This window comes from Paraburkholderia sp. Tr-20389 (assembly GCF_017104565.1).
Lineage (GTDB): Bacteria > Pseudomonadota > Gammaproteobacteria > Burkholderiales > Burkholderiaceae > Paraburkholderia.
The window spans coordinates 102,147-121,112 of the sequence record NZ_JAAGPD010000030.1; the positions used below are offsets into that span (position 1 = coordinate 102,147).

General features: G+C 64.0%; 17 protein-coding genes. 3 read left to right on the forward strand and 14 right to left on the reverse strand.

Features of this window, described 5'->3' with window-relative positions; genetic code table 11:
- Positions 1-38: 38 nt before the first annotated feature.
- The 6 genes from G3N95_RS25600 to G3N95_RS25625 all read right to left on the reverse strand — a co-directional run bounded on the left by G3N95_RS25600 (position 39) and on the right by G3N95_RS25625 (position 6,104).
- The gene (locus G3N95_RS25600; protein ID WP_241018920.1) at positions 39-371 is read right to left on the reverse strand and encodes a hypothetical protein; all 333 of its coding nucleotides are present in this window, start codon (positions 369-371) and stop codon (positions 39-41) included.
- Between the two features lie 192 nt (positions 372-563).
- Positions 564-908 carry a hypothetical protein gene (locus G3N95_RS25605; protein ID WP_205972865.1) on the reverse strand — a complete coding sequence of 115 codons (345 nt, stop codon included), beginning with the start codon at positions 906-908 and terminating at the stop codon, positions 564-566.
- Positions 909-1,097: 189 nt separating this feature from the next.
- The gene (locus G3N95_RS25610; protein WP_346778402.1) at positions 1,098-1,937 is read right to left on the reverse strand and encodes a tetratricopeptide repeat protein; all 840 of its coding nucleotides are present in this window, start codon (positions 1,935-1,937) and stop codon (positions 1,098-1,100) included.
- Complete coding sequence (locus G3N95_RS25615; RefSeq protein ID WP_205972866.1) at positions 1,934-2,857, reverse strand: Ku protein; 924 nt, start codon at positions 2,855-2,857, stop codon at positions 1,934-1,936. Before G3N95_RS25615 ends, G3N95_RS25610 begins: the two co-directional genes overlap by 4 nt.
- A 171-nt stretch (positions 2,858-3,028) precedes the next feature.
- The gene (locus G3N95_RS25620; RefSeq protein ID WP_205972867.1) at positions 3,029-3,772 is read right to left on the reverse strand and encodes a YukJ family protein; all 744 of its coding nucleotides are present in this window, start codon (positions 3,770-3,772) and stop codon (positions 3,029-3,031) included.
- A 52-nt stretch (positions 3,773-3,824) separates the two neighbouring features.
- On the reverse strand, positions 3,825-6,104 hold the full coding sequence (locus G3N95_RS25625) for an amylo-alpha-1,6-glucosidase (RefSeq protein WP_205972868.1): 2,280 nt from the start codon (positions 6,102-6,104) through the stop codon (positions 3,825-3,827).
- Between the two features lie 159 nt (positions 6,105-6,263).
- On the opposite strand from G3N95_RS25625, the gene G3N95_RS25630 reads away from it, so the two are divergent.
- Entirely contained in the window at positions 6,264-6,446 is a 183-nt protein-coding gene (locus tag G3N95_RS25630; RefSeq protein ID WP_205972869.1) for a hypothetical protein, read from the forward strand.
- Positions 6,447-6,460: 14 nt separating this feature from the next.
- Here G3N95_RS25630 and gltA read toward each other — a convergent pair whose 3' ends face one another.
- Positions 6,461-7,762: a citrate synthase gene (gene gltA, locus G3N95_RS25635; RefSeq protein ID WP_205972870.1), complete on the reverse strand. Its 1,302-nt coding sequence runs from the start codon at positions 7,760-7,762 to the stop codon at positions 6,461-6,463.
- Positions 7,763-8,172: 410 nt separating this feature from the next.
- Between gltA and G3N95_RS25640 the strand changes: the two genes are divergently transcribed.
- Entirely contained in the window at positions 8,173-8,574 is a 402-nt protein-coding gene (locus tag G3N95_RS25640) for a hypothetical protein (protein WP_205972871.1), read from the forward strand.
- Positions 8,575-8,589: 15 nt separating this feature from the next.
- On the opposite strand, the gene G3N95_RS25645 is transcribed toward G3N95_RS25640, so the two are convergent.
- The 3 genes from G3N95_RS25645 to G3N95_RS25655 form a co-directional block, all read right to left on the reverse strand.
- Complete coding sequence (locus tag G3N95_RS25645) at positions 8,590-9,372, reverse strand: alpha/beta hydrolase (RefSeq protein WP_205972903.1); 783 nt, start codon at positions 9,370-9,372, stop codon at positions 8,590-8,592.
- A 205-nt stretch (positions 9,373-9,577) separates the two neighbouring features.
- Positions 9,578-10,633 (reverse strand): rod shape-determining protein, encoded by a 1,056-nt coding sequence (locus G3N95_RS25650; protein WP_205972872.1) that lies wholly within the window; start codon positions 10,631-10,633, stop codon positions 9,578-9,580.
- Positions 10,634-10,881: 248 nt separating this feature from the next.
- Positions 10,882-11,541, reverse strand: a complete 660-nt coding sequence (locus tag G3N95_RS25655; RefSeq protein WP_205972873.1) for a dienelactone hydrolase family protein — start codon at positions 11,539-11,541, stop codon at positions 10,882-10,884.
- 298 nt (positions 11,542-11,839) lie between these two features.
- On the opposite strand from G3N95_RS25655, the gene G3N95_RS25660 reads away from it, so the two are divergent.
- The gene (locus tag G3N95_RS25660; RefSeq protein WP_205972874.1) at positions 11,840-13,432 is read left to right on the forward strand and encodes a DHA2 family efflux MFS transporter permease subunit; all 1,593 of its coding nucleotides are present in this window, start codon (positions 11,840-11,842) and stop codon (positions 13,430-13,432) included.
- Between the two features lie 102 nt (positions 13,433-13,534).
- Here G3N95_RS25660 and G3N95_RS25665 read toward each other — a convergent pair whose 3' ends face one another.
- From G3N95_RS25665 to G3N95_RS25680, 4 genes are all read right to left on the reverse strand, one after another.
- Positions 13,535-13,924, reverse strand: coding sequence for an MBL fold metallo-hydrolase (locus tag G3N95_RS25665; protein ID WP_346778405.1), 390 nt, complete (start codon positions 13,922-13,924; stop codon positions 13,535-13,537).
- A 205-nt stretch (positions 13,925-14,129) separates the two neighbouring features.
- Positions 14,130-15,533, reverse strand: coding sequence for an ATP-binding protein (locus G3N95_RS25670; RefSeq protein WP_205972875.1), 1,404 nt, complete (start codon positions 15,531-15,533; stop codon positions 14,130-14,132).
- Positions 15,530-17,191, reverse strand: a complete 1,662-nt coding sequence (locus G3N95_RS25675; RefSeq protein ID WP_205972876.1) for an FAD-dependent oxidoreductase — start codon at positions 17,189-17,191, stop codon at positions 15,530-15,532. The genes G3N95_RS25670 and G3N95_RS25675 overlap by 4 nt, the downstream gene beginning before the upstream one ends.
- Before the next feature lie 172 nt (positions 17,192-17,363).
- Positions 17,364-18,782, reverse strand: a complete 1,419-nt coding sequence (locus tag G3N95_RS25680; RefSeq protein ID WP_205972877.1) for an ATP-binding protein — start codon at positions 18,780-18,782, stop codon at positions 17,364-17,366.
- Positions 18,783-18,966 lie beyond the last annotated feature (184 nt).

Sequence of the window (18,966 nt, forward strand, 5' to 3'; positions counted from 1 at the left end):
GCTTTCCGTTTTCGTCTAATGAGTCGATCGACGATTCGTCAAAAACGCGGGTGACATTCGAACGTGAGTTCGGCCTCGTGGGTTTCGAGCGCTCTCACGCCTTTCGACGATTCCGACACGACGCTCGGCACCTCGCCGCGTTGTGCGCAGAAGTCACTCGCGCTCTGCATGACGGCCTTATGCGATCTCGCCCACGCGACGTTTCCGCCCGCCGCCGATGCGTGCAGCGTGAAGCGCCCCGCATCGCCAGTCGGCACGACGGGACTGGAACTCGCGCAAGCCTGCATCATCAGCGGCATGAGCGTGAACAGCGCGACGACTGTCACGCGTTGCCTGATCAGATCGTTCAGACCCGACAGGACTTGATTCATTGCGAACGTTTTCACAGCAACCTCGAAGCTGAACGCTTGCACCTGCACGATGCGGTGCACGACCATCCGCAAGTATGGATCGGCCTCGTCTCTGGATCAGCTAGGGAAGTTGCAACACTGTGTTCGCCCGGTACAACGCTGCGCAACCGGGCTCGACTGACTGGGTGGGCGCTTAACTGCTCGCTTGTTTGCTCAAAGCGCTTCCTGGCAAAGCGACATCATTCTCTGCACCATCGTGCTCGCTTCGTTCAGTTCCATCTCGCTCGTAAAGAGTGCATTGACGCTCGACAGACGCACCGCGATGCCCGCCTCGAGCAAATCCTGGCTCGCGATCTTCAACGCGAGCTGACCGATCCTGACGCGGTCGAGCCAGACCATCTTCACATCGTTCTTCGCGAGCCAGCGGCGGCAGCACTCGACGACATGATCGACGCGCCATTCCTGCGTCATCGCATACGACGCTGCAGCAATCGCGACGAGATAGCACAGCAGTTCGGGACGCGCGCTGTCGGCGTCATTGAATTCGGGCTTGAGCATGGGTTTCGGACCTCAATTCTGTTTGTCCTGTCTTCAATACGTGTGTGCTTTTGCACTGAAAACAACCTGCGCGCAAGGCAGACGAGGCGCCCGATCGAGCGCCCCGCCGCACCCGCTTTAGCGAGCGTAAGCCGCAAGTCTACGCCTTTTTGCGCACCCGCCAATTAGCAGCCGCACACTGCGCGCAAGCTAGGTAATCAGCCGCCGATATGCGTTCAGATGCCGCAACAAACCTTGCTTGTCGCCGAGGCTTTCGAGCAGGATCGCAAGGTTGTGATGCGCATCGGCATACGATGGATCGAGCGTGAGACAACGCTCGTAACTGCGCTCTGCTTCGTCGAGCCGGTCCAACCCCTCCAGCGCGACCGCCCGATTGAAATGCAGCACGGCGTCGTTCGGGAAGTGCGCGAGCGCATCATCGAATACGCGAAGCGCTTCGTCGCAGCGCGCTTCCGCTTCGCACAGCAGCGCCCCGAGATCGACATAGGCCGCATAAAACGGCTCCTTGGCAAGCTCGATCGCGTTGCGGTACGCCAGCTCCGCGCCTTTCACGTCGGACTTCATCAGTTGCCCGCCCAGCTCGTACCAGTCTTCGGCTTGTTGCGCGGCGTCCGCCGGCTTCGGCGTCGATTCGAGGAACACCACGTCCCCCTTTATCTCGGCGATTTCGAAGTCGAGCAGTTGTTGGCCCGTGATCGCGTCCCACTGCGACGGCCCCGTTCTCACCGCGATGTCATTGCCGACAGCCGTCACGCGAATGCCCGACAAGGGCAGTTCGGTGGGCAGTTCGGCACGCAGCCGCGTCAACGCCTGGATGATCCTGCGCGGCGGAATATTCGACGCGCGCAATTGCAACGCGGTTCTGAGCAGCACCACGTCCTGAAACGTGAAGCGCAGCGCGTTGCGCGGCCCGCGCGCAGGTGTCACGAAACCGGCGTCGATCAGTCCGGAGATGATGCGCCGCGACACGCCCAGCATCGATTGCAACTCGCGCATCGTCAGGCTGTGCGGCGCGTCGTTGCGCGTCACTTGCGTGCCCGAACCTTCGCGGGCGCTTCAGCGGGCGCTTTCGCTGCGCGCGCCGCCGGCTTGCGGGCTCGCGGCGCGTCCGCAATATCCGCGACGGGTTCGGCAGCCTTGCGCTTCGGCGCGGCGGCGGGCTTGGCCTTCGCGCCGCCACGCAGGCTCGCGCGCAACGCTTCCATCAGGTCGATAACCTCGCCGCCCTCGGCGGGCGCATCGGCGCGTTCGTTCGAAATGACCTGCTTGCCTTCGATCTTCCGGTCGATGGCCGCGAGAACGCGCTTCTTCTCTTCGTCCTCATACGCGGCGGGATCGTAGTGGTCTTCGGTGCCCTGCTCGATGATCTGCATCGCGAGCTTGAGTTCCGACGCCGACACGTCGACGTGCTCGATGTTGAGGTCTTTCATCGAACGCACTTCGTCGGCGAACAGCAGTTGCTGGAACACCAGCCCGTCGGCGGAAGGCCGCACCTGCACGATGCGCGTCTTGCCTTTGGACGCCCACTTCGCCAGCGCGCAGCGGCCGCTTTCCGCGAGCGCCTGCTGAAGCAGACTATATGGCTTGCCGCCGCGACGGTCGGGCGCGATGTAGTAGGCCTTGTCGTAGTAGACAGGATCGACCGATTTTTCCGGAATGAAGGCCACGATCTCGACCACGTGGCTGGCGCTTTCTTCGAGCGCCTTCAGTTCGTCGGCGGTAAATACGACGAATCGGTCTTTCTCGAACTCGTAACCTTTCTTCATCGACGAACGCTCGACCACGGCGCCGCTCGATTCCGAAATGTACTGCTGCTTCACGCGCGAGCCGTCGGGCGCGAGCAGATTGAAGCGCACGTCGGACGCGCTTTCGGTCGCGGAGTACAGCTTGACGGGAATCGACACGAGGCCGAACGAGAGAGACAACGATGCAATCGAGCGTGCCGCCATGAGCTTCTCCCTTGAGCCGCGTCGATCGCCTGCCACGTCGGGTGAAACGGGCAGGATCGTCACGCGCCCCTGAAAAAATACGCTGAACGCTTTCGCCAAGCTTAGCACCGCGCCGGCGCGGTTCAAGCTGCGCGGCGTCTCGCTGCTCGCTGCTGTCCGACCTTGCCGACCTCAGCCGAGTATCGGATGCGACTGGCCGGGAATCGGAAAGCCACGGTTGTCGGTCGGCACGAGCTGGGTCTGAAACGCGACGAACAGCGCCTGGAAGCGCCCGTCCACTTCGACCATCACCGCGCCGTCCTGGAACGTGCCGTTTTCCGACGAATGATCCCTCACGCGGCTGCCCGGCTGCGGCTTCGGGTTGCCCTGGTTCATATGCGTTTCGTGCAAGCCGTCGTGGCCCGGCTCGAACAGAAAGCCGAAGCCGTACACCGTGACGTCTTTCGTCGGCTTCCAGCCGCGCCGCATGTCGTTGCCGCTCTTGCCGGGATACAGATAGTCGACGGGTGCCGCCGACATGTCCAGTTGCAACATCCCGTTGACGAGCGCGTTGATGTCGTTGTGCTCGGTCGCCGTATCGAGCGCGATGGGCCGCATGCTGCCGAGATCGACGAGGCGTGGATCGTGCACGTAGTCGAGCTTCGGAAAGCCGCTTTGCGCGAGCCCCGCCGGCAGCTTCGCGAGGTCGGCCACCATCGGATGGTCGAAATACTGCGCCCACGAATAGAGCACGGAATAGCCCGCCTGCCCCGTGAGCGAGCTGTCGGACTTCACGTTGGTGACGATCCTGAACTCGCCGCCCTGCGCGTCGTCCACGACGATCACGTAGTGCGGGTCGCCCGTGTAGCCGTCGAGAAAGGGCACGCCCAGTTTCAGCGTGCCCTTGAACGCGACGTAGACGTTCTGTTGCGCCATGCGCTGGCTCTCTCCGTCGAAGCTCGAGTTCCGTTAGCCAAACAAAGCGGACTCAAAGCAGCGCGATCACGCGCACGTCGCCCTGCTCCGCCGACGCCACGACCTTGCCCGCCACGCGCCGGAACGTGATCGACACCGACGCGTCACCGACGCGCAAATCGCCGATCTCGATCCAGTCGATGCCTTCGGGCAGCATGGGCTGCTCGATCAGCACTTCGCGACGTTGCGCGTCGATCGTGATGCCGAGGCATGCCTCGAGCATCATGAACGGCGAGCCGGCCGCCCAGGCCTGCGGCAGACACGCGACGGGGTATGCCGTGGGTTGCTCGCCGCGACGGCGCGGGAAGCCGCAGAACAGCTCGGGCAAGCGCATGTCGAAATTGACGGCCGCCTGGAAGAGCGCCTGCAACAGACGCACGGCCGCCGCCTTCGCGCCGTAGCGCGCGAGGCCGCGCGCACACAGCGCGTTGTCGTGCGGCCAGACCGAGCCGTTGTGATACGCCATCGGATTGAAGCGCGGCTGGCCGGCCGCCAGCGTCCGTACGCCCCAGCCCGTGTGGAAGAGCGTCGATTCGAGCGCACGCGCGACGGCCTCGCCGCGTTCCCGCGAAGGCAGGCCGAACGCCAGCAGATGACCCGCATTGGACGCCAGCACGCGGCACAGCTCGCCCTTGCCGTCGAGCGCGATGCCGTAAAAGCGCGAATCGTCCATCCAGTACTTGTCTTCGACGCACGCGCGGATCGACGTCGCGCGCTGCGTGTAGCGCACTGCGTCGTCGGACTGGCCGCGCAACATCGCGAACTGCGCCATCGTGTCGAACGCGGCGCTCGCATAGGCCTGCACTTCGACGAGCGCGATCGGCCCTTCAGGAAAGCTGCCGTCCGCATGGAACACGGAATCGTGACTGTCTTTCCAGCCCTGGTTCGCGAGACCGCCGTCGGAGGCGCGCTGATAGTCGAGCAGCCCATATACGTTGCGATCGCAGACGCCCGCCACCCACTTCGCCGCGCGTTCGAGCGCCGGCCACAACTCGTCGACGAGCTGTGTGTCGCCCGTGCGCGCCACGTACGCGCCCGCCAGCACGATGAAGAGCGGCGTCGTGTCGACCCCGCCGTAATACAGCGCAAACGGCACCTCGCCCGTCGCCGCCATTTCGCTGCGGCGCATCTCGTGCATGATCTTGCCGACGGCGGCGTCGCGGAACGCGGAATCTTCCTTCGCCTGATGCTCGGCGAGAAAGCGCAGCACGCCGCGAGCAAGGCCCGGCTGCAACCACAGCATCTGCAGCGATGTGATCACGGCATCACGGCCGAACGGCGTCGAGAACCACGGAATACCCGCATACGGATACGGGCCGGTCGCGAGATCGGTCGTCAGCAGATTGAGGTCGGCCTGCGAACGGTCGATCCACGCATTGAACAGCGGATTGCTCGAGCGTACGCGCGCCGACGCGCGGCGCCGCTCGCGCATGACGAGGTGCGCGTCGACGAGCGCCGCGCGCACGGCCGTGCGGCCCACGCGCGGGCGCGCCGCGTCGATCTGCGACACGTGCTGTTCCGTGACGGTATGGGTGGATTGCGGCACATCGACGTCGGGCGTGCCCTTGTGCGCCGCGACCTGCACGGCCACCGACAGATAGATCGACACGCACGCCTGCGCAGGCAGCTTCACCGTATAGTCGGCGCGGTCCGCGAACAGCTTGTCGGGCATCGGCGAGAACGCGACGCGCACACGGCGCGCCACGTCGTCGAGGCCGATGTAGCCGAGCAGCACTTCGTTCTTGTGCACGCGCGGCGCTTCGACCGTGCCGTGCTTCGTGCGCTTCAGTCCGCGCACTTCGAACATGTCGCGGAAATCGCTCGCAAACGAGATGGACAGCGGCACGACGGCCTCCGTCGTGCCGTAGTTCGTCAGCTCGATCGCTTCGTTCATCACCGTGCCCGACAGCACCCGCACGCGTTCGACGTGAATCACGCCTTCCGGCGTGCTGTCGCCGCCGAGGGGCGGCAGCGGCCGGTTGGTCAGATGCGCGGTGAATGAGGTGTTGTCGCTGCCGACGCTGCCCGACAGCAGCGACGGCGCGCGGCCGCCGAACGTCAGGCGCAGCGTCGACAGCACGCGGGTGTCGTTGACGAACAGGCCGTCGTCACGTCCGGTGACGTCGCCGAGGGGATCGTTGACGATGAACGTGCCGCCCGATTTCAGCACGTGCTGGGTCGCGCTCGCGACATTCAGGTTTTCAGGCGCAATGAATGCGCCATCGCTCTCCTCGCCGCGATAGTCCACGCCGCCCTGATGGGTCAGCCCGCCGAGTGCTTCTGGATCCTGCATCAGCTCGCTCCTGTGCTAGTGGCTTTATTCCGGTGATTGTAGAAGGTTCATGCGATTACGACAGAGGATAGTGCGTCGGGTGCCCCGAATCTTCATGAAATTTTCATTGAAAGGTAGCGCGAGACGCGCATGGCACGGGTCGTGCTGTCAGTGCGGGACATGGGCGAATTCACGGTGCATGGCAGCGTCGGCAAGGAAAGCGGCCGCGAATATTACTTCGGTATCCTGTTCACATGCAATGCGCCGCCGCAAATGAAAACAGGCGCCGCTCCCCTCTTGCGGGAGCGGCGCCTGCGCCTTCAGACGATGCCACGGATAGCGGCGTTCAAAAGCAAGCCTTGACTATCGATACGCGCTCAACGCTGCGCGATCGGCTGCGCTTCGCGCGACGTTTCGCCGACGAACAACTGACGCGGACGGCCGATCTTCTGCTCGGGGTCGGCGATCATTTCGTTCCATTGCGCGATCCAGCCGACCGTGCGTGCAAGCGCGAAGATGCATGTGAACATCGCGGTCGGAATGCCCAGCGCGCGCTGCACGATGCCCGAGTAGAAGTCGACGTTCGGGTACAGCTTGCGCGACACGAAGTATTCGTCTTCCAGCGCGATCTTTTCGAGCGCCATCGCGAGCTTGAACAGCGGGTCGTCGTGCAGGCCGAGTTCATTCAGCACTTCGTGGCAGGTTTCGCGCATCAGCTTCGCGCGCGGATCGTAGTTCTTGTACACGCGATGGCCGAAGCCCATCAGCTTCACGCCCGAGTTCTTGTCCTTCACCTGCTCGATGAACTTCGGAATGTTGTCGACCGAGCCGATTTCTTCCAGCATGTTCAGCGCGGCTTCGTTCGCACCGCCGTGCGCCGGGCCCCACAGACACGCGATACCGGCAGCGATACACGCGAACGGGTTCGCACCCGACGAACCGGCCAGACGCACCGTCGAGGTCGACGCGTTCTGCTCGTGGTCGGCATGCAAGATCAGGATGCGGTCCAGTGCGCGCACGAGCACGTCGTTGACCTTGTACTCTTCGGCCGGGTTCGAGAACATCATGTGCATGAAGTTCGCGCTGTACGACAGGTCGTTGCGCGGATACACGAACGGTTGACCGATCGAATACTTGTACGCCATCGCGACCAGCGTCGGCAGCTTCGCGATCATGCGGATCGCGGAGACGTCGCGATGCAGCGGGTTGCTGATGTCGAGCGAGTCGTGATAGAACGCCGACAGCGCACCGACGGCAGCAACCAGGATTGCCATCGGATGCGCGTCGCGGCGGAAGCCGCGGAAGAAGAAATGCATCTGCTCGTGCACCATCGTGTGCTTCGTGACGGTGTCTTCGAACTCTTTCTTCTGCTGCGCGTTGGGCAGTTCGCCTTTCAGCAGCAGGTAGCAGGTTTCGAGAAAGTCGGCGTTTTGCGCGAGGTTGTCGATCGGGTAGCCGCGATACAGCAGTTCGCCCTTGTCGCCGTCGATGTAGGTGATCGCCGAGTTGCACGACGCCGTCGACATGAAGCCCGGATCGTATGTGAACTTGCCCGTTTGCCCGTACAGCTTGCGAATGTCGATGACATCCGGACCCAACGATCCTTTATAAACGGGCAGTTCGATCTTCTCGTCGCTATCGGAAAACGACAGCGTGGCTTTGGTCGTTGATACGTTCATCTGGGATTCCTTTCGACATTGCATTGCTGGAGACACGCGAAACACGTGAGGCCGGGCTTTCGGCGCTGCGCGTTGAACGAAACATTCACGCGCCGGCTACTGCGCGTTTTGCCGCACCCGGCCGCCGCCAGCATTCTACGGCGCGCGACGCGTTTGATTGCATCGCTCCCGCGCAACAATCCATCTCGCACCAAGCAATACTCGACGCGAGCACAAGCCTTTTCATCGACAGACAAATGAAAGTAAGCGCATCCGCTGCAACAATGTTTTGCTGCGGGTCGGGACGTCAAACGCAATCGCGTCTGACATACTGGGTTCGTGTTTAGCTTCCCCTGCAAACACATTGCTGTCTTGGACCCGCCGGCGAACCGGCGGGTCTTTTTTAAAAGTCAGACACAGGAACATACAAAATGAACATGAACATCGACACGCTCTTTCCCGCGACCGAAGAAGCCGAAGACATCGTCGTCACGGCCTTGAACCATCAGGACATCGTGCTCGCGATGTCGGCGGCGCTGGCAACGGAAAAGGTCGCCGTTCTGCACATGCTGTATCCGCGCACCGACGCGCGCACGCACCGCAGCCTCGACGAACTCGTCGACCGTCTGCACGGACACGGGCTGCATCAGGTCGCGCGTCTCGTATCGCAAGAAGCGCACTATCTGGTGTTCAAGGAACCGCAGAAGGCATGGAAGGCGTTCAACGAGATCCGCCACGACTCGCTCGCGATCGGCGTGCATCTGTACTACAGCGGCCTCGTCGGCGAACCGGCCGAGCGCGCGCTCGATATCGACGCGCACGCGAAAGACTGACAGGTCAAAAGATTCTCAACGCGTACCTTGAATGAACGCGTCGACGAAACGGTTGAAAGCGGCGGGGTGCGCGAGATTCATTCCGTGCGAGGCGCCCATCACGGTTTCGCGACGCGCGTCCGGCAGCCATGTCGCGAGTGTCTCCGCGGCGCGCCGGAACATCAGCGGACTCTTCTCGCCATCGATCAGCAGCACGGGGCACTTCACATCCGACGCGCTCTCGGGCGTGTAAGCTGGTAACGGATCGCGGAACTGACGCGCGAGCGTGTGGGCATTGTCCGTCGCCATGCGCCGGAAACCCGGCGTGCTCTTCGACCAGAAACCCGGACGGCTCACGGAATCGACGAATAGCTGCAAGCCCGCGTCTACCTCGCCTTCTTCGATCAACTGCGCAGCACGGGCGCGCAGCGCATTCACCGTCTCCGGCAAGCTCGCGGGCGCACGCCCGGCGATCTGCAACGGCCCGCCCGGATCGGCGAGCGTCAACGTCTTCACATGCTGCCCATGACGCCGCGCGACGTGATACGCCACACAACCGCCGCGCGAATGACCGACGACATGCGCCGGCCCGGCGCCGAAGCGCTCGATGAACTGCGCGACTTCATCCGCGTGATCCCTCCAGCTGAACGAAATGGAAGCCGGCGTATCCGTTGCGGGCCAGTAGTGCGTGAGACTGACGGCGACGCAGCGGTAATGCTTCGACAGACCCGCGACTTGCGGCTCCCAGTAACGGTAATCGCACAGCGAGCCATGCACGAAGAGCAGCAGTTCGCCCTCGCCCTGTTCGACGTACGGCATGCGCAAGCCGTTGGGCAATTCGATGGAAGGCACGGATGAGGCGGAAGTCTGATTCACTGGAAGAGGCAAATGAAAAGGCGCGCATTATCCATGAAATGCGCGCCGTGAAGGCCTCATTCTCACACGACGATGCGGGGCATTGCATGGCATCGCACGACAGAGGCGCCTGCGTTCCGCATGCCGCAGGCTATGTCAAACGATTGCGTCAGTCGTAAACCGACATGTCGAGCAGCCCTGCGCTAGCTGCCGCACCGGCGCCGCGTACGGCGCAGGTCAGCGGCTCGTCGGCGACCCGCACGTCGAGAAACAGCTCGTTGCTGAAATAGCGCGCGAGATTGCCGAGCAGCGCACCGCCGCCCGTCAGCACGATGCCCGAGTCCGCGATATCCGTCACGAGTTCGGGCGGCGCGCTTTCCAGTGCCGTCTTCACGGCGGCGAGCACCTGACGCAGCGGCGCGGCGATGGCGTCGACGACATCCTGCGTCGACACTTCCACCGTGCGCGGCAGGCCGTCGTCGACGCCGCGCCCCGTCACACGCATGGTGTCGGGCGGCACCACGGCGAGCGCCGAACCGATCGTCTTCTTCACGTGCTCGGCCGTCTGCTCGCCGAGCAGCACGCCGAAGTTGTTGCGCACGTGCTTGATGATGGCCGCATCGAACTGGTCGCCGCCGACGCGGATCGAGCCGTTGTACGCCGTGCCGCCGAGCGCGATCACGCCGATTTCCGTCGTGCCGCCGCCGATGTCGACGACCATCGACCCCGTTGCCGACGACACCGGCAAGCCCGCGCCGACAGCCGACGCCAGCGACTCGTCGATCAGGTTCACCTTCCACGCGCCCGCTGCCGCCGCGGCTTCGCGGATCGCGCGGCGTTCGACCTGGGTCGCGCTGGACGGCACGCAGATCGTGAACGCGGCGCGGCGCGCGAAGAACGGACGCGGACGCGCCATATCGACGAACTGCCGGATCATGTGCTCGGCGGCGGGGAAGTTGGCGATCACGCCGTGTCGCATCGGCCGCACGGGTTCCAGGTTGCACGGCGCGCGGCCGATCATCTGCTTGGCCTCGCTGCCGACGAGCGCGACGCGCTTGCGTCCTGCCACCGTCTCCTGCTTGTCGAAGCACACCACGGACGGCTCGTTGAGGACGATGCCGCCGTCGTCGGTGTAGATCAGCGTGTTGGCCGTGCCGAGATCGACCGCCACGGACTCGCGGAACAGGCGTCCAAAAAGCGATGACTGCGCATTCGATCTGGCCATGATCAGGCTCTTCTGAGAAAAGTGAGCTGCCTCTCTGGCAGCGGAAATGTCAAACGTACGGCGCAATAAAGCGGCGCGTTCGTGCGTCGGAAAGTTTTTCCGGCTCTTGAGCGCATATCGGCAAATGCCCGGCGAACTTTAGGAGGGTGAATTCGAAAACTGTCTTACGGGCGCTTACTTCGGCCGCCGGGATGCGGCCGTTTCGAAGGCTCGAGACAGTTCAGATACGGGGATCGATGCGCGATGGATCAGCGGCGGGCAAGCGGCGCGAGCGCGCGCACGAGTGCGTCGCGGCCTAGCGCGACACCGTCGCCGGAAATCGTGTGGCCGACGCCCGGCAGCGCGAAGGCTTCGACGTCGAAGCCCGCGTCGTGCAGCGCGATAGCGGCCCGTTCGGTTTCGTCGACGGGGATGACGGCGTCGTCGTCGCCGTGAATCAGCGTCACGGGCGTGGCGCTGTGTGCGGTGACGGGCGACGCGAGCCGCCCCGAGAACGCGACGACGGCCGCTGCGCCCTGCGGATTCGTCGCCACGTGATGCAGCGACATCATCGAGCCTTGCGAGAAACCGACCAAAGCAAGCTGCCCGTAGCCGAGTTGCCAATGTGCGAGTTCGGCGTCGAGCATTTTTTGTAGCGCGGGCCACGCGGCCGCGACGCGGCCCGGACGATTGTTCGCGTCGACATCGCGCAGGCTGAACCACTGACGGCCGCCGAAGCCGCCGTCGAACGGTTCGCTGCCGTCGAGGGCGACGAACGCCGCTTGCGGCAGCGCTTCGCGCCAGATTTCCGCGAGCGGCACGAGGTCCTGAGCATTGCTGCCGACGCCGTGCAGCAGCACGACCAGCGCCGTCGCCGGTCCGTCGGCGGGCGCGAGCCGCCAGCCGTTGTCGAATTGTTCCCAGGCCATCGCCATCATTCCTTTCGTATTGCGCGGCGTGCACCGCGGGCATTGCGCCGCTGCCGTGTCACGCGCAGGCGGCAGCATACGCTGCACGCCATGATTGTGCGGCAATTATGTGATGACCGTCAGCGGCGCCCAACAGGTGACCCGGTCGCGTCACGTAGCACTGGACAACGCAATTCTGATCCGCTCAGTGCCGGCGTGTGTGCACGTTGCCGATGCTGTTCGGCGCTAGCGACTATCATCGGCCTTTTAACGGCCGGCAGCATCCGCCGCGCCGCCCTTTTCACCGACGGAGACCCGCTTGAGCGAACCGAACCGACCCGCCGGACCGCCCGCCCCTTCGAAGCCCGCCGGGCCGCCCGCCCAGCCGCCGCTGCAAGGCGGCCGGCTGGTGCTCGCGACCTTCGCCGTCGCGCTCGCCACGTTCATGAACGTGCTCGACACGTCGATCGCCAACGTGGCGATTCCCACCATCTCGGGCAACCTCGGCGTGTCCGTCGACGAAGGCACGTGGGTCATCACCGTGTTCGCGGCGTCGAACGCCGTGTCGATTCCGCTGACGGGCTGGTTCACGCAGCGCTTCGGGCAGATCAAGCTGTTCGTCGGCGCGATTCTCGGCTTCGTGATCGCGTCCTGGCTGTGCGGCGTCGCGCCGTCGCTGCCTATCCTGCTGTTCGCGCGCGTGTTGCAGGGCGTGGTCGCCGGGCCGCTGATTCCGCTCTCACAGGCCATCCTGCTCAGTTCGTGGCCCAAGGAGAAATCGTCGACCGCGCTCGCGCTATGGGCGATGACGGCGACCGTCGGCCCGATCGCGGGTCCGGCGCTCGGCGGCTGGATCACGGATAGCTACAGCTGGTCATGGATCTTCTACATCAACATCCCCGTGGGCATTTTCGCGGCGGGCGTCACGTGGATGATCTATCGCACGCGCGAAACGCCGACGCGCAAACTGCCCATCGACGTCGTCGGTCTCGGCCTGCTGATCACGTGGGTCGCGTCGCTCCAAATCATGCTCGACAAAGGCAAGGATCTCGACTGGTTCGGCTCGCCCGTGATCGTCGCGCTGGCGATCACGGCCGTCATCAGCTTCGCGTTCTTCCTCGTGTGGGAACTGACCGAGCCGAACCCGATCGTCGATCTGCGTCTGTTCACGCAACGCAACTTCCTCGGCGGCACGGTGGCGATCTCGGTCGCGTACGGCGTGTTCTTCGGCAACCTCGTGCTGCTGCCGCAATGGATGCAGGAGTATCTGAACTACCGTTCCGTCGATGCCGGACTCGTGACCGCGCCGCTCGGCATCTTCGCGGTGATCCTCGCGCCCGTGATGGGCCGCGTGCTGCCGCGCTCGGACGCGCGCATCATCGCGACGCTCGCGTTCGTCGGCTTCGCGATCGTGTTCTTCATGCGCTCGCACTACGTGATCGAGATCGACACGTGGCATCTGGTCTTACCCACGCTGTTGCAGGGCATCCCCATGGCGATGTTCTTCGTGCCGCTGACCGCCATCATCCTTTCGGGGCAGCCCGGTCCGAAAGTGCCTGCGGCGGCGGGCCTGTCGAACTTCGTGCGGGTATTTTGCGGCGCGGTGGGCACATCGATCGCGGGCACGGCATGGAACAGCCGCACGATCCTGCATCACGAACGTCTGACCGAACAGGCCAACGCGACCAACCCGGTGTTCGCGCAGCAGACCGACGCGACGCAGACGCTGCTGCACGTGAGTCCGTCGACGTCGAATGCGCTGTTCGATTTCACCGTGAACACGCAGGCGGCGATGATGGGACTGAACGACATCTTCTACGCGTCGGCGATCATCTTCGTGCTGATCATCCCGCTCATCTGGATCACGCGGCCCGCGCGCGGCGGCGGCGGGGATGCGTCCGGCGCGCACTGACCTCGCCGCCGGAATGTGGACGCCCTGGCGGATATGGCACGCGGGCGTCTTCCCCTGCGCGCCCACCATGTTGGACCTTCACCGCGCGCCCGGGATAATCAATCAGTAGTCCCCCTGTACCGGCACGAAACGAAATCCTTCGCCGTTCTTTGCAATGTGACCGATGGACGGGAACGCGACATGCGCTGCGGCCAGCAGAGCGCCCGTTTCAGCGGCTTCGTTGAGCAGCCCGACACGCACGTCCACGGCCACTTCAGGATCGTGCTCGAAGCCATTTTGCCATTCGGGATTGTCGAAGCCGACTTCGAAAATCGCGTCGCCGACGAACGTCAGCTTCTCGCCGTTCGATGCGACGTCCACGACGCAGTGCCCCGGCGTGTGCCCACCCGTCACACGCGCCGACACGCCCGCGGCAACCTCCACTTCGATAGTCCTTTTCATCAAGTAGGGAATGCCGCGCGGGCTGCGCGATTCACGAGCACGACCACGAATTTCGCCCGCTTCGTTTTGCTCACGTTTCGACCGACTGCCTGAGAGAGCTTAGTCAAGGGGGACGAACGTCAGTAGCATCGCGAATGCGTCCAGCGTGTTGTCCGGACGGCAACAATCGACGATGGGCGGGCAATGAGAGACAACGTTGCGCAAGTGCGGCGGGGGCCGCCTCGTACTCAAAGGTCGAAGCGGTGGACGACGTCCGTCATGCGTCAATCACAGGCTGTGCGGAAAGCGGCAGGCACACCTTGAAGATCGTCTCGCCGGCATGCGACGCGACGCTGATCATGCCGTTGTGCCGTTGCACGACAGTGCGGTACGCGATGTGCAGCCCCAGCCCACTCCCCTTGCCTGGCGGCTTGGTGGTGAAGAAGGGTTCGAAAAGGCGCGGCAGGACGTGCGGTGGAATGCCCGTTCCCGTATCGACGATTTCGATCATCGCGAAGTTGCCGTCCCGCCGCGAGCGGATCGTGAGTTCGCCGCTGCCGTCCATCGCATCGACCGCGTTGTCGATCAGGTTGGTCCAGACCTGATTGAGCTCGCTGCCATAAACGGGTACGTGCGGCAGCGTGCGGTCGTAATCGCGCTTGACGGTGACGCCCTGCTTGAGTTTGTGCCGCATGATGGTCAGTGTGTCCTCGATACCGTTGTGTATGTCCACCTCCTGTAATGGCGCCTGGTCCATGTACGAATAGTCCTTCATCGCCTTGACGATCTCGGAGATACGGCCCGCGCCGAGCCACGCCTGATTCGCCAGTGAACGCAGGTCGAGCGCGGCCGCCAGCCAGCGGATGAGCGCACCGAACTGTTCGGCCGTTGCGCTTGCCGCAACGGCTTCGAGATCGGCCGGCGAGAATCCCGCCGTCGAGAGTTGCGGCGCGATCAGCCATGGTTTCTCGATCCCTTGCGCGGCGAGCCAGTCAGCGAGACGGTTCTCCGCTTCGCTTTGCCGCAATGCAGCCTGAGGCGTGGCATCGACGGCGGGCGCGGCACGGTTTGCCCAGTCAACCAGCTTGCCGACGAGTTCGGCAGGCATGGCGCTCAACACGAGCGCAGGCGTCGCCTGACGCAGGTGGCCGAGCGATTCCCGCATGCCGTCCGCAGCGCGCGCAACGGCTGCTGCGGGGTTGTTCAACTCGTGCGCGAGCCCCGCCGACAGCCGGCCCAACGCAGCCAGCTTCTCTCCATTGAGGATGAACGTGTCGTAGGCGCTGATGCGCGCGTACATCGAACGAAAAATGTGCTGACTGAACGACCCGCATTGGTTGAGCAGCGCGCGCACCACACGCTCGGGCAGCGCGGCCAGATAGCAATCCGTCGCGGCGATGAAGGTGAGCGGCAGCGGCATCGCCGCGAGCAGCGACGCCTCGGCAATCGAGACTGGCGCGGGTCGCCGGTCGTCGAACACTTGCCGGCCGCCGATCGTCTTCTCCGTTATCAGTTCGCCGTCGAGCAGAATGAACTGGTGCGTCACACGCTGCCCTTCGCGCATCAGAATGTCGCCTTTCTTCAGACGATGCTCGGTCAGATTCGCGCGCAGCCATGCTTGCTGCGCTTCGGGCAGGTCGGCGAAGAGCGGCATCTCGAACAACGTGGAAAGGTCGCTCATGGATTCGCCAGATACTGGTGGATGAAATGCACGGCAATCGAGCCTTCGCCGACGGCAGCAGCGACGCGCTTGACGGAATCGGCGCGCACGTCGCCCGCCGCGAACACGCCGGGCACACTCGTTTCGAGCAGGTACGGGTCGCGGCCAGGCTGCCATCCTGCCGGCCTTCGGCCCGTCTTGAGCAGCGCGCGGCCCGTCAGCAGGAAGCCATGCTCGTCGCGTTCGACCACACCGCGCAGCCATTCCGTGCAGGGCGCAGCTCCAATGAAAATGAAGAGCCCGCTGGCGGGAACCGTTTCGACGTGGCCCGTCTGCATGTCACGCAGCGAGATCTCCGACAGATGCCCCTCGCCCGTTACGCTCACGACCTCGGTATTGGGCCGCACGTGGATGTTCTGCGTCTCGTGAATCTGCCCGATCAGGTAGTGCGACATCCCGGCGCTCAGCGAGGGACCGCGGCAGAGCAGCGTCACCGACCGGGCGTATTGCGAGAGAAACATTGCGCCCTGCCCCGCCGAATTCGCGCCGCCCACGATGTACAGATCCTGGTTCGCGCAGGCGACGGCTTCCACCATCGCGGCGCCGTAGTAGACGCCCGCGCCCGTCAGTTCCTCGACGCCCTGCGTCTCCAGCTTGCGATACGACACGCCGCTCGCGACCATCAGCGCGAGACAGCTGACTTCCGAGCCGTCGGACAGCTTGACGAACTTGTACGGTGCCTCGACACGCAGGCCCACCGCGTGCTGCGTCAGGATCATTTCCGCGCCGAAGCGCCGCGCCTGCATCAGCGCGCGCCGCGACAACTCCGCGCCGCTCACGCCCGACGGAAAGCCCAGATAGTTGTCGATATGCGAACTGGTGCCGGCCTGGCCGCCCGGCGCATCGCATTCGATGATGGCCACCTTCAGCCCCTCCGATGCACCATAAACGGCGGCGGCCAGCCCAGCGGGCCCGCCGCCGACGATCACCAGGTCGTAGAACGGCGTGGTCGAACGCGTGCGCAGCCCTACCTGCTCGGCGATCTGCCCCGTTGTCGGACGGCTCATTACTGTGCCGTTCTCGAATACGAGGACGGGCAACTGACGCTGCCCCGGATGCAGCGCGTTCAGCAGCGGATCGGCCTCGTCGTGCCGCTCCACGTCGAGCCAGCGAAACGGAATGTGATTGCGCGCCATGAAATCGCGCAACAGATGGCCTTCCGGCGACCAGCGATGATCGAGCAGGCGGACCCCCTGAAACACGGGGCGAAATGACGCGAGCCAATCGGCCAGCAGGTCGTCCAGCGCGGGATAGAAATTCTGTTCAGGTGGATGCCAGGGCTTGAGCAGGTACTGATCGAGATGCACGGTATTGATCGCGCGGATGGCGGCATCCGTGTCCGCGTAGGCGGTGAGCAACACACGTTTCGCTTCGGGAAAGAGTTCGATTGCCTGCTCCAGAAACTCGATGCCGCTCATTTGCGGCATGCGCTGGTCGGCAATGAAGAGCGACACGACGCGGTTCTGCAGACGCAATTGCTGCGCTGCTTCGAGCGCCGCTTGCCCCGACTCCATCCGCACGATCTGATAATGCTCGCCGTAGGCGACCTGCAGGTCACGAGCAACCGCGCCGGCCACGATAGGGTCGTCATCGACAGCGAGGATTACGGGCTTTTCCATAACAGGTCAAACCTGGCGATCACCCGGTCGCGTCAGTTGAAGCACTGGCCACGCGCTGTATATGCACGGGCGCCATGGACGAATCGCGGCGCCTGTTCCAAGCATTTTAGGCCCTGCCGCGCCAGATTCTCGCCGTCATTTTCGACGCTGAAATGGGGCGTGTTCAATGAGTTCATGCATCGCCGGCGCGCGCGGCGTCGCGGTGCAGCGGAAGGCTCACGCGGAACGTTGTTCCCGAACTGCCCGATCGCGCCTGAATCGCCCCGCCATGCCGGTTGACCACGATACGGTACGCGATATGCAGTCCCAGGCCGAGGCCCTCGTTCTGCGCGTTAGAGAGACGCTCCGAGGTGAAGAAGGGCTCGAATAGATGGGTCACGACGTCGGGCGGGATGCCCGGCCCGTCGTCGGTGATTTCCACCACCGCGCAGTGCGCGTCCCGCCGCGTGCGGATCGTGATGCAGCCCTTGCCGTCCATGGCCTCGATCGCATTTTCGATGAGCCGGGTCCAGACCTGATTCAATTCGCTCCCATACACCGGGAGCCGGGGCAGGCTGCGGTCGTAATCGCGGATCACCTGAATGCCCCGCTTCATTTCGTGCGTCATCACGGTCAGCGTATCGTCAATGCCGTCGTGAATGTCGATCTCCTGCTGCGGGCCCTGATCCATGAACGAATAGGACTTCATCGCGGCGACGATGTCGGAGATCCGCAGCGCACCCTGCATCGCCTCGTCCATCATCGCACGCAGATCCAGCACGCGCGCGATCCAGCCCACAGCGGCATCGAACTGCGCAGCTTCGAGATTGTTTGCCAGTTGATCGAGATCGACCGGCGCGATGCCGTGTGTCACGAGCACAGGCGCCGATAGCCACGGCTTCGCGACCCCGCGCGCCGCCAGCCAGTCGCCGAGGCGCGACTCCGCTTCGCTACGCTGCAACGAACTCGCCACACCCCTGATTGCTTCTGGCCCGTGGCCGGCCACAAGCGCTCTTAGCTGCGTGACGGCCTCGTGCGGCACGGCATCCCTTCCGAGCGCCAATGCCGCTTCCTCGAGCGCAGCGAGTTCGCCGCGCATGTGATCGAGCGACCGCGTCAAGGCGGCCGCGGGATTGTTCAGTTCATGCGCGAGCCCGGCCGCGAGCTTGCCCAATGCGGCCAGCTTCGCACGATGGAGGCCCACCGTTTCGATCGCCGTGAGCCAGTCCGTCATCACGAGCGCGGCCATGCGGCCAAACGGGCTGCACGTGATGAACAGCTCTCGGAACGCCGCTTCGGGTAGCCGCGCGAGCCGGCTGTCGGCGATCGCAGTCAGGGTAGCCGGAAAAGGAATCGACGCGACCATGCACGGCGTGCCGAACACATTGGGGCCGAGGAAACGCTCGACGTCGTCCTGTCCGTCGTCACGCCTCGTCGTCTCGAGTTCGCCCTCGATCAGGATCAGCAGACTGGTGCTCATTTCGCCCTGACGAAGCAGCACCTCGCCCGCCTTGACACAAAACTCGATGAGGTGTTCACGCAGCCATTGCAGCCGGTCCTCGGTGAGGTCCCTGAATACCGCCACCTTTCTCAACGTGTCGAGTTCGATCACGGCTCGTCCCTGCCATCCCGGCCACCATGCGCGTATGAAACGGATGAAACGCCGCGTGGGTAGAACCCATGACCCGCACACGGCGCATCGCTTCCCAGGTCTGGGCGACCCGGTTCGACCGCATTGATTCAGTTTAGGTGATCGACAATGGAGATGAGCGAAACCGGACATCCCTGCCATAGAT

Excerpts from the sequence above, each read along its gene's own strand:
- G3N95_RS25650 (WP_205972872.1), bottom strand. The coding sequence starts at position 10,633 with ATGGCCAGATCGAATGCGCAGTCATCGCTTTTTGGACGCCTGTTCCGC.
- G3N95_RS25615 (WP_205972866.1), bottom strand. The coding sequence starts at position 2,857 with ATGGCGGCACGCTCGATTGCATCGTTGTCTCTCTCGTTCGGCCTCGTG.
- G3N95_RS25655 (WP_205972873.1), bottom strand. The coding sequence starts at position 11,541 with ATGGCCTGGGAACAATTCGACAACGGCTGGCGGCTCGCGCCCGCCGAC.
- G3N95_RS25625 (WP_205972868.1), bottom strand. The coding sequence starts at position 6,104 with ATGCAGGATCCAGAAGCACTCGGCGGGCTGACCCATCAGGGCGGCGTG.
- G3N95_RS25675 (WP_205972876.1), bottom strand. The coding sequence starts at position 17,191 with ATGGAAAAGCCCGTAATCCTCGCTGTCGATGACGACCCTATCGTGGCC.
- G3N95_RS25645 (WP_205972903.1), bottom strand. The coding sequence starts at position 9,372 with ATGCCGTACGTCGAACAGGGCGAGGGCGAACTGCTGCTCTTCGTGCAT.
- G3N95_RS25670 (WP_205972875.1), bottom strand. The coding sequence starts at position 15,533 with ATGAGCGACCTTTCCACGTTGTTCGAGATGCCGCTCTTCGCCGACCTG.
- G3N95_RS25600 (WP_241018920.1), bottom strand. The coding sequence starts at position 371 with ATGAATCAAGTCCTGTCGGGTCTGAACGATCTGATCAGGCAACGCGTG.
- G3N95_RS25640 (WP_205972871.1), top strand. The coding sequence starts at position 8,173 with ATGAACATGAACATCGACACGCTCTTTCCCGCGACCGAAGAAGCCGAA.
- G3N95_RS25605 (WP_205972865.1), bottom strand. The coding sequence starts at position 908 with ATGCTCAAGCCCGAATTCAATGACGCCGACAGCGCGCGTCCCGAACTG.
- gltA (WP_205972870.1), bottom strand. The coding sequence starts at position 7,762 with ATGAACGTATCAACGACCAAAGCCACGCTGTCGTTTTCCGATAGCGAC.
- G3N95_RS25630 (WP_205972869.1), top strand. The coding sequence starts at position 6,264 with ATGGGCGAATTCACGGTGCATGGCAGCGTCGGCAAGGAAAGCGGCCGC.
- G3N95_RS25620 (WP_205972867.1), bottom strand. The coding sequence starts at position 3,772 with ATGGCGCAACAGAACGTCTACGTCGCGTTCAAGGGCACGCTGAAACTG.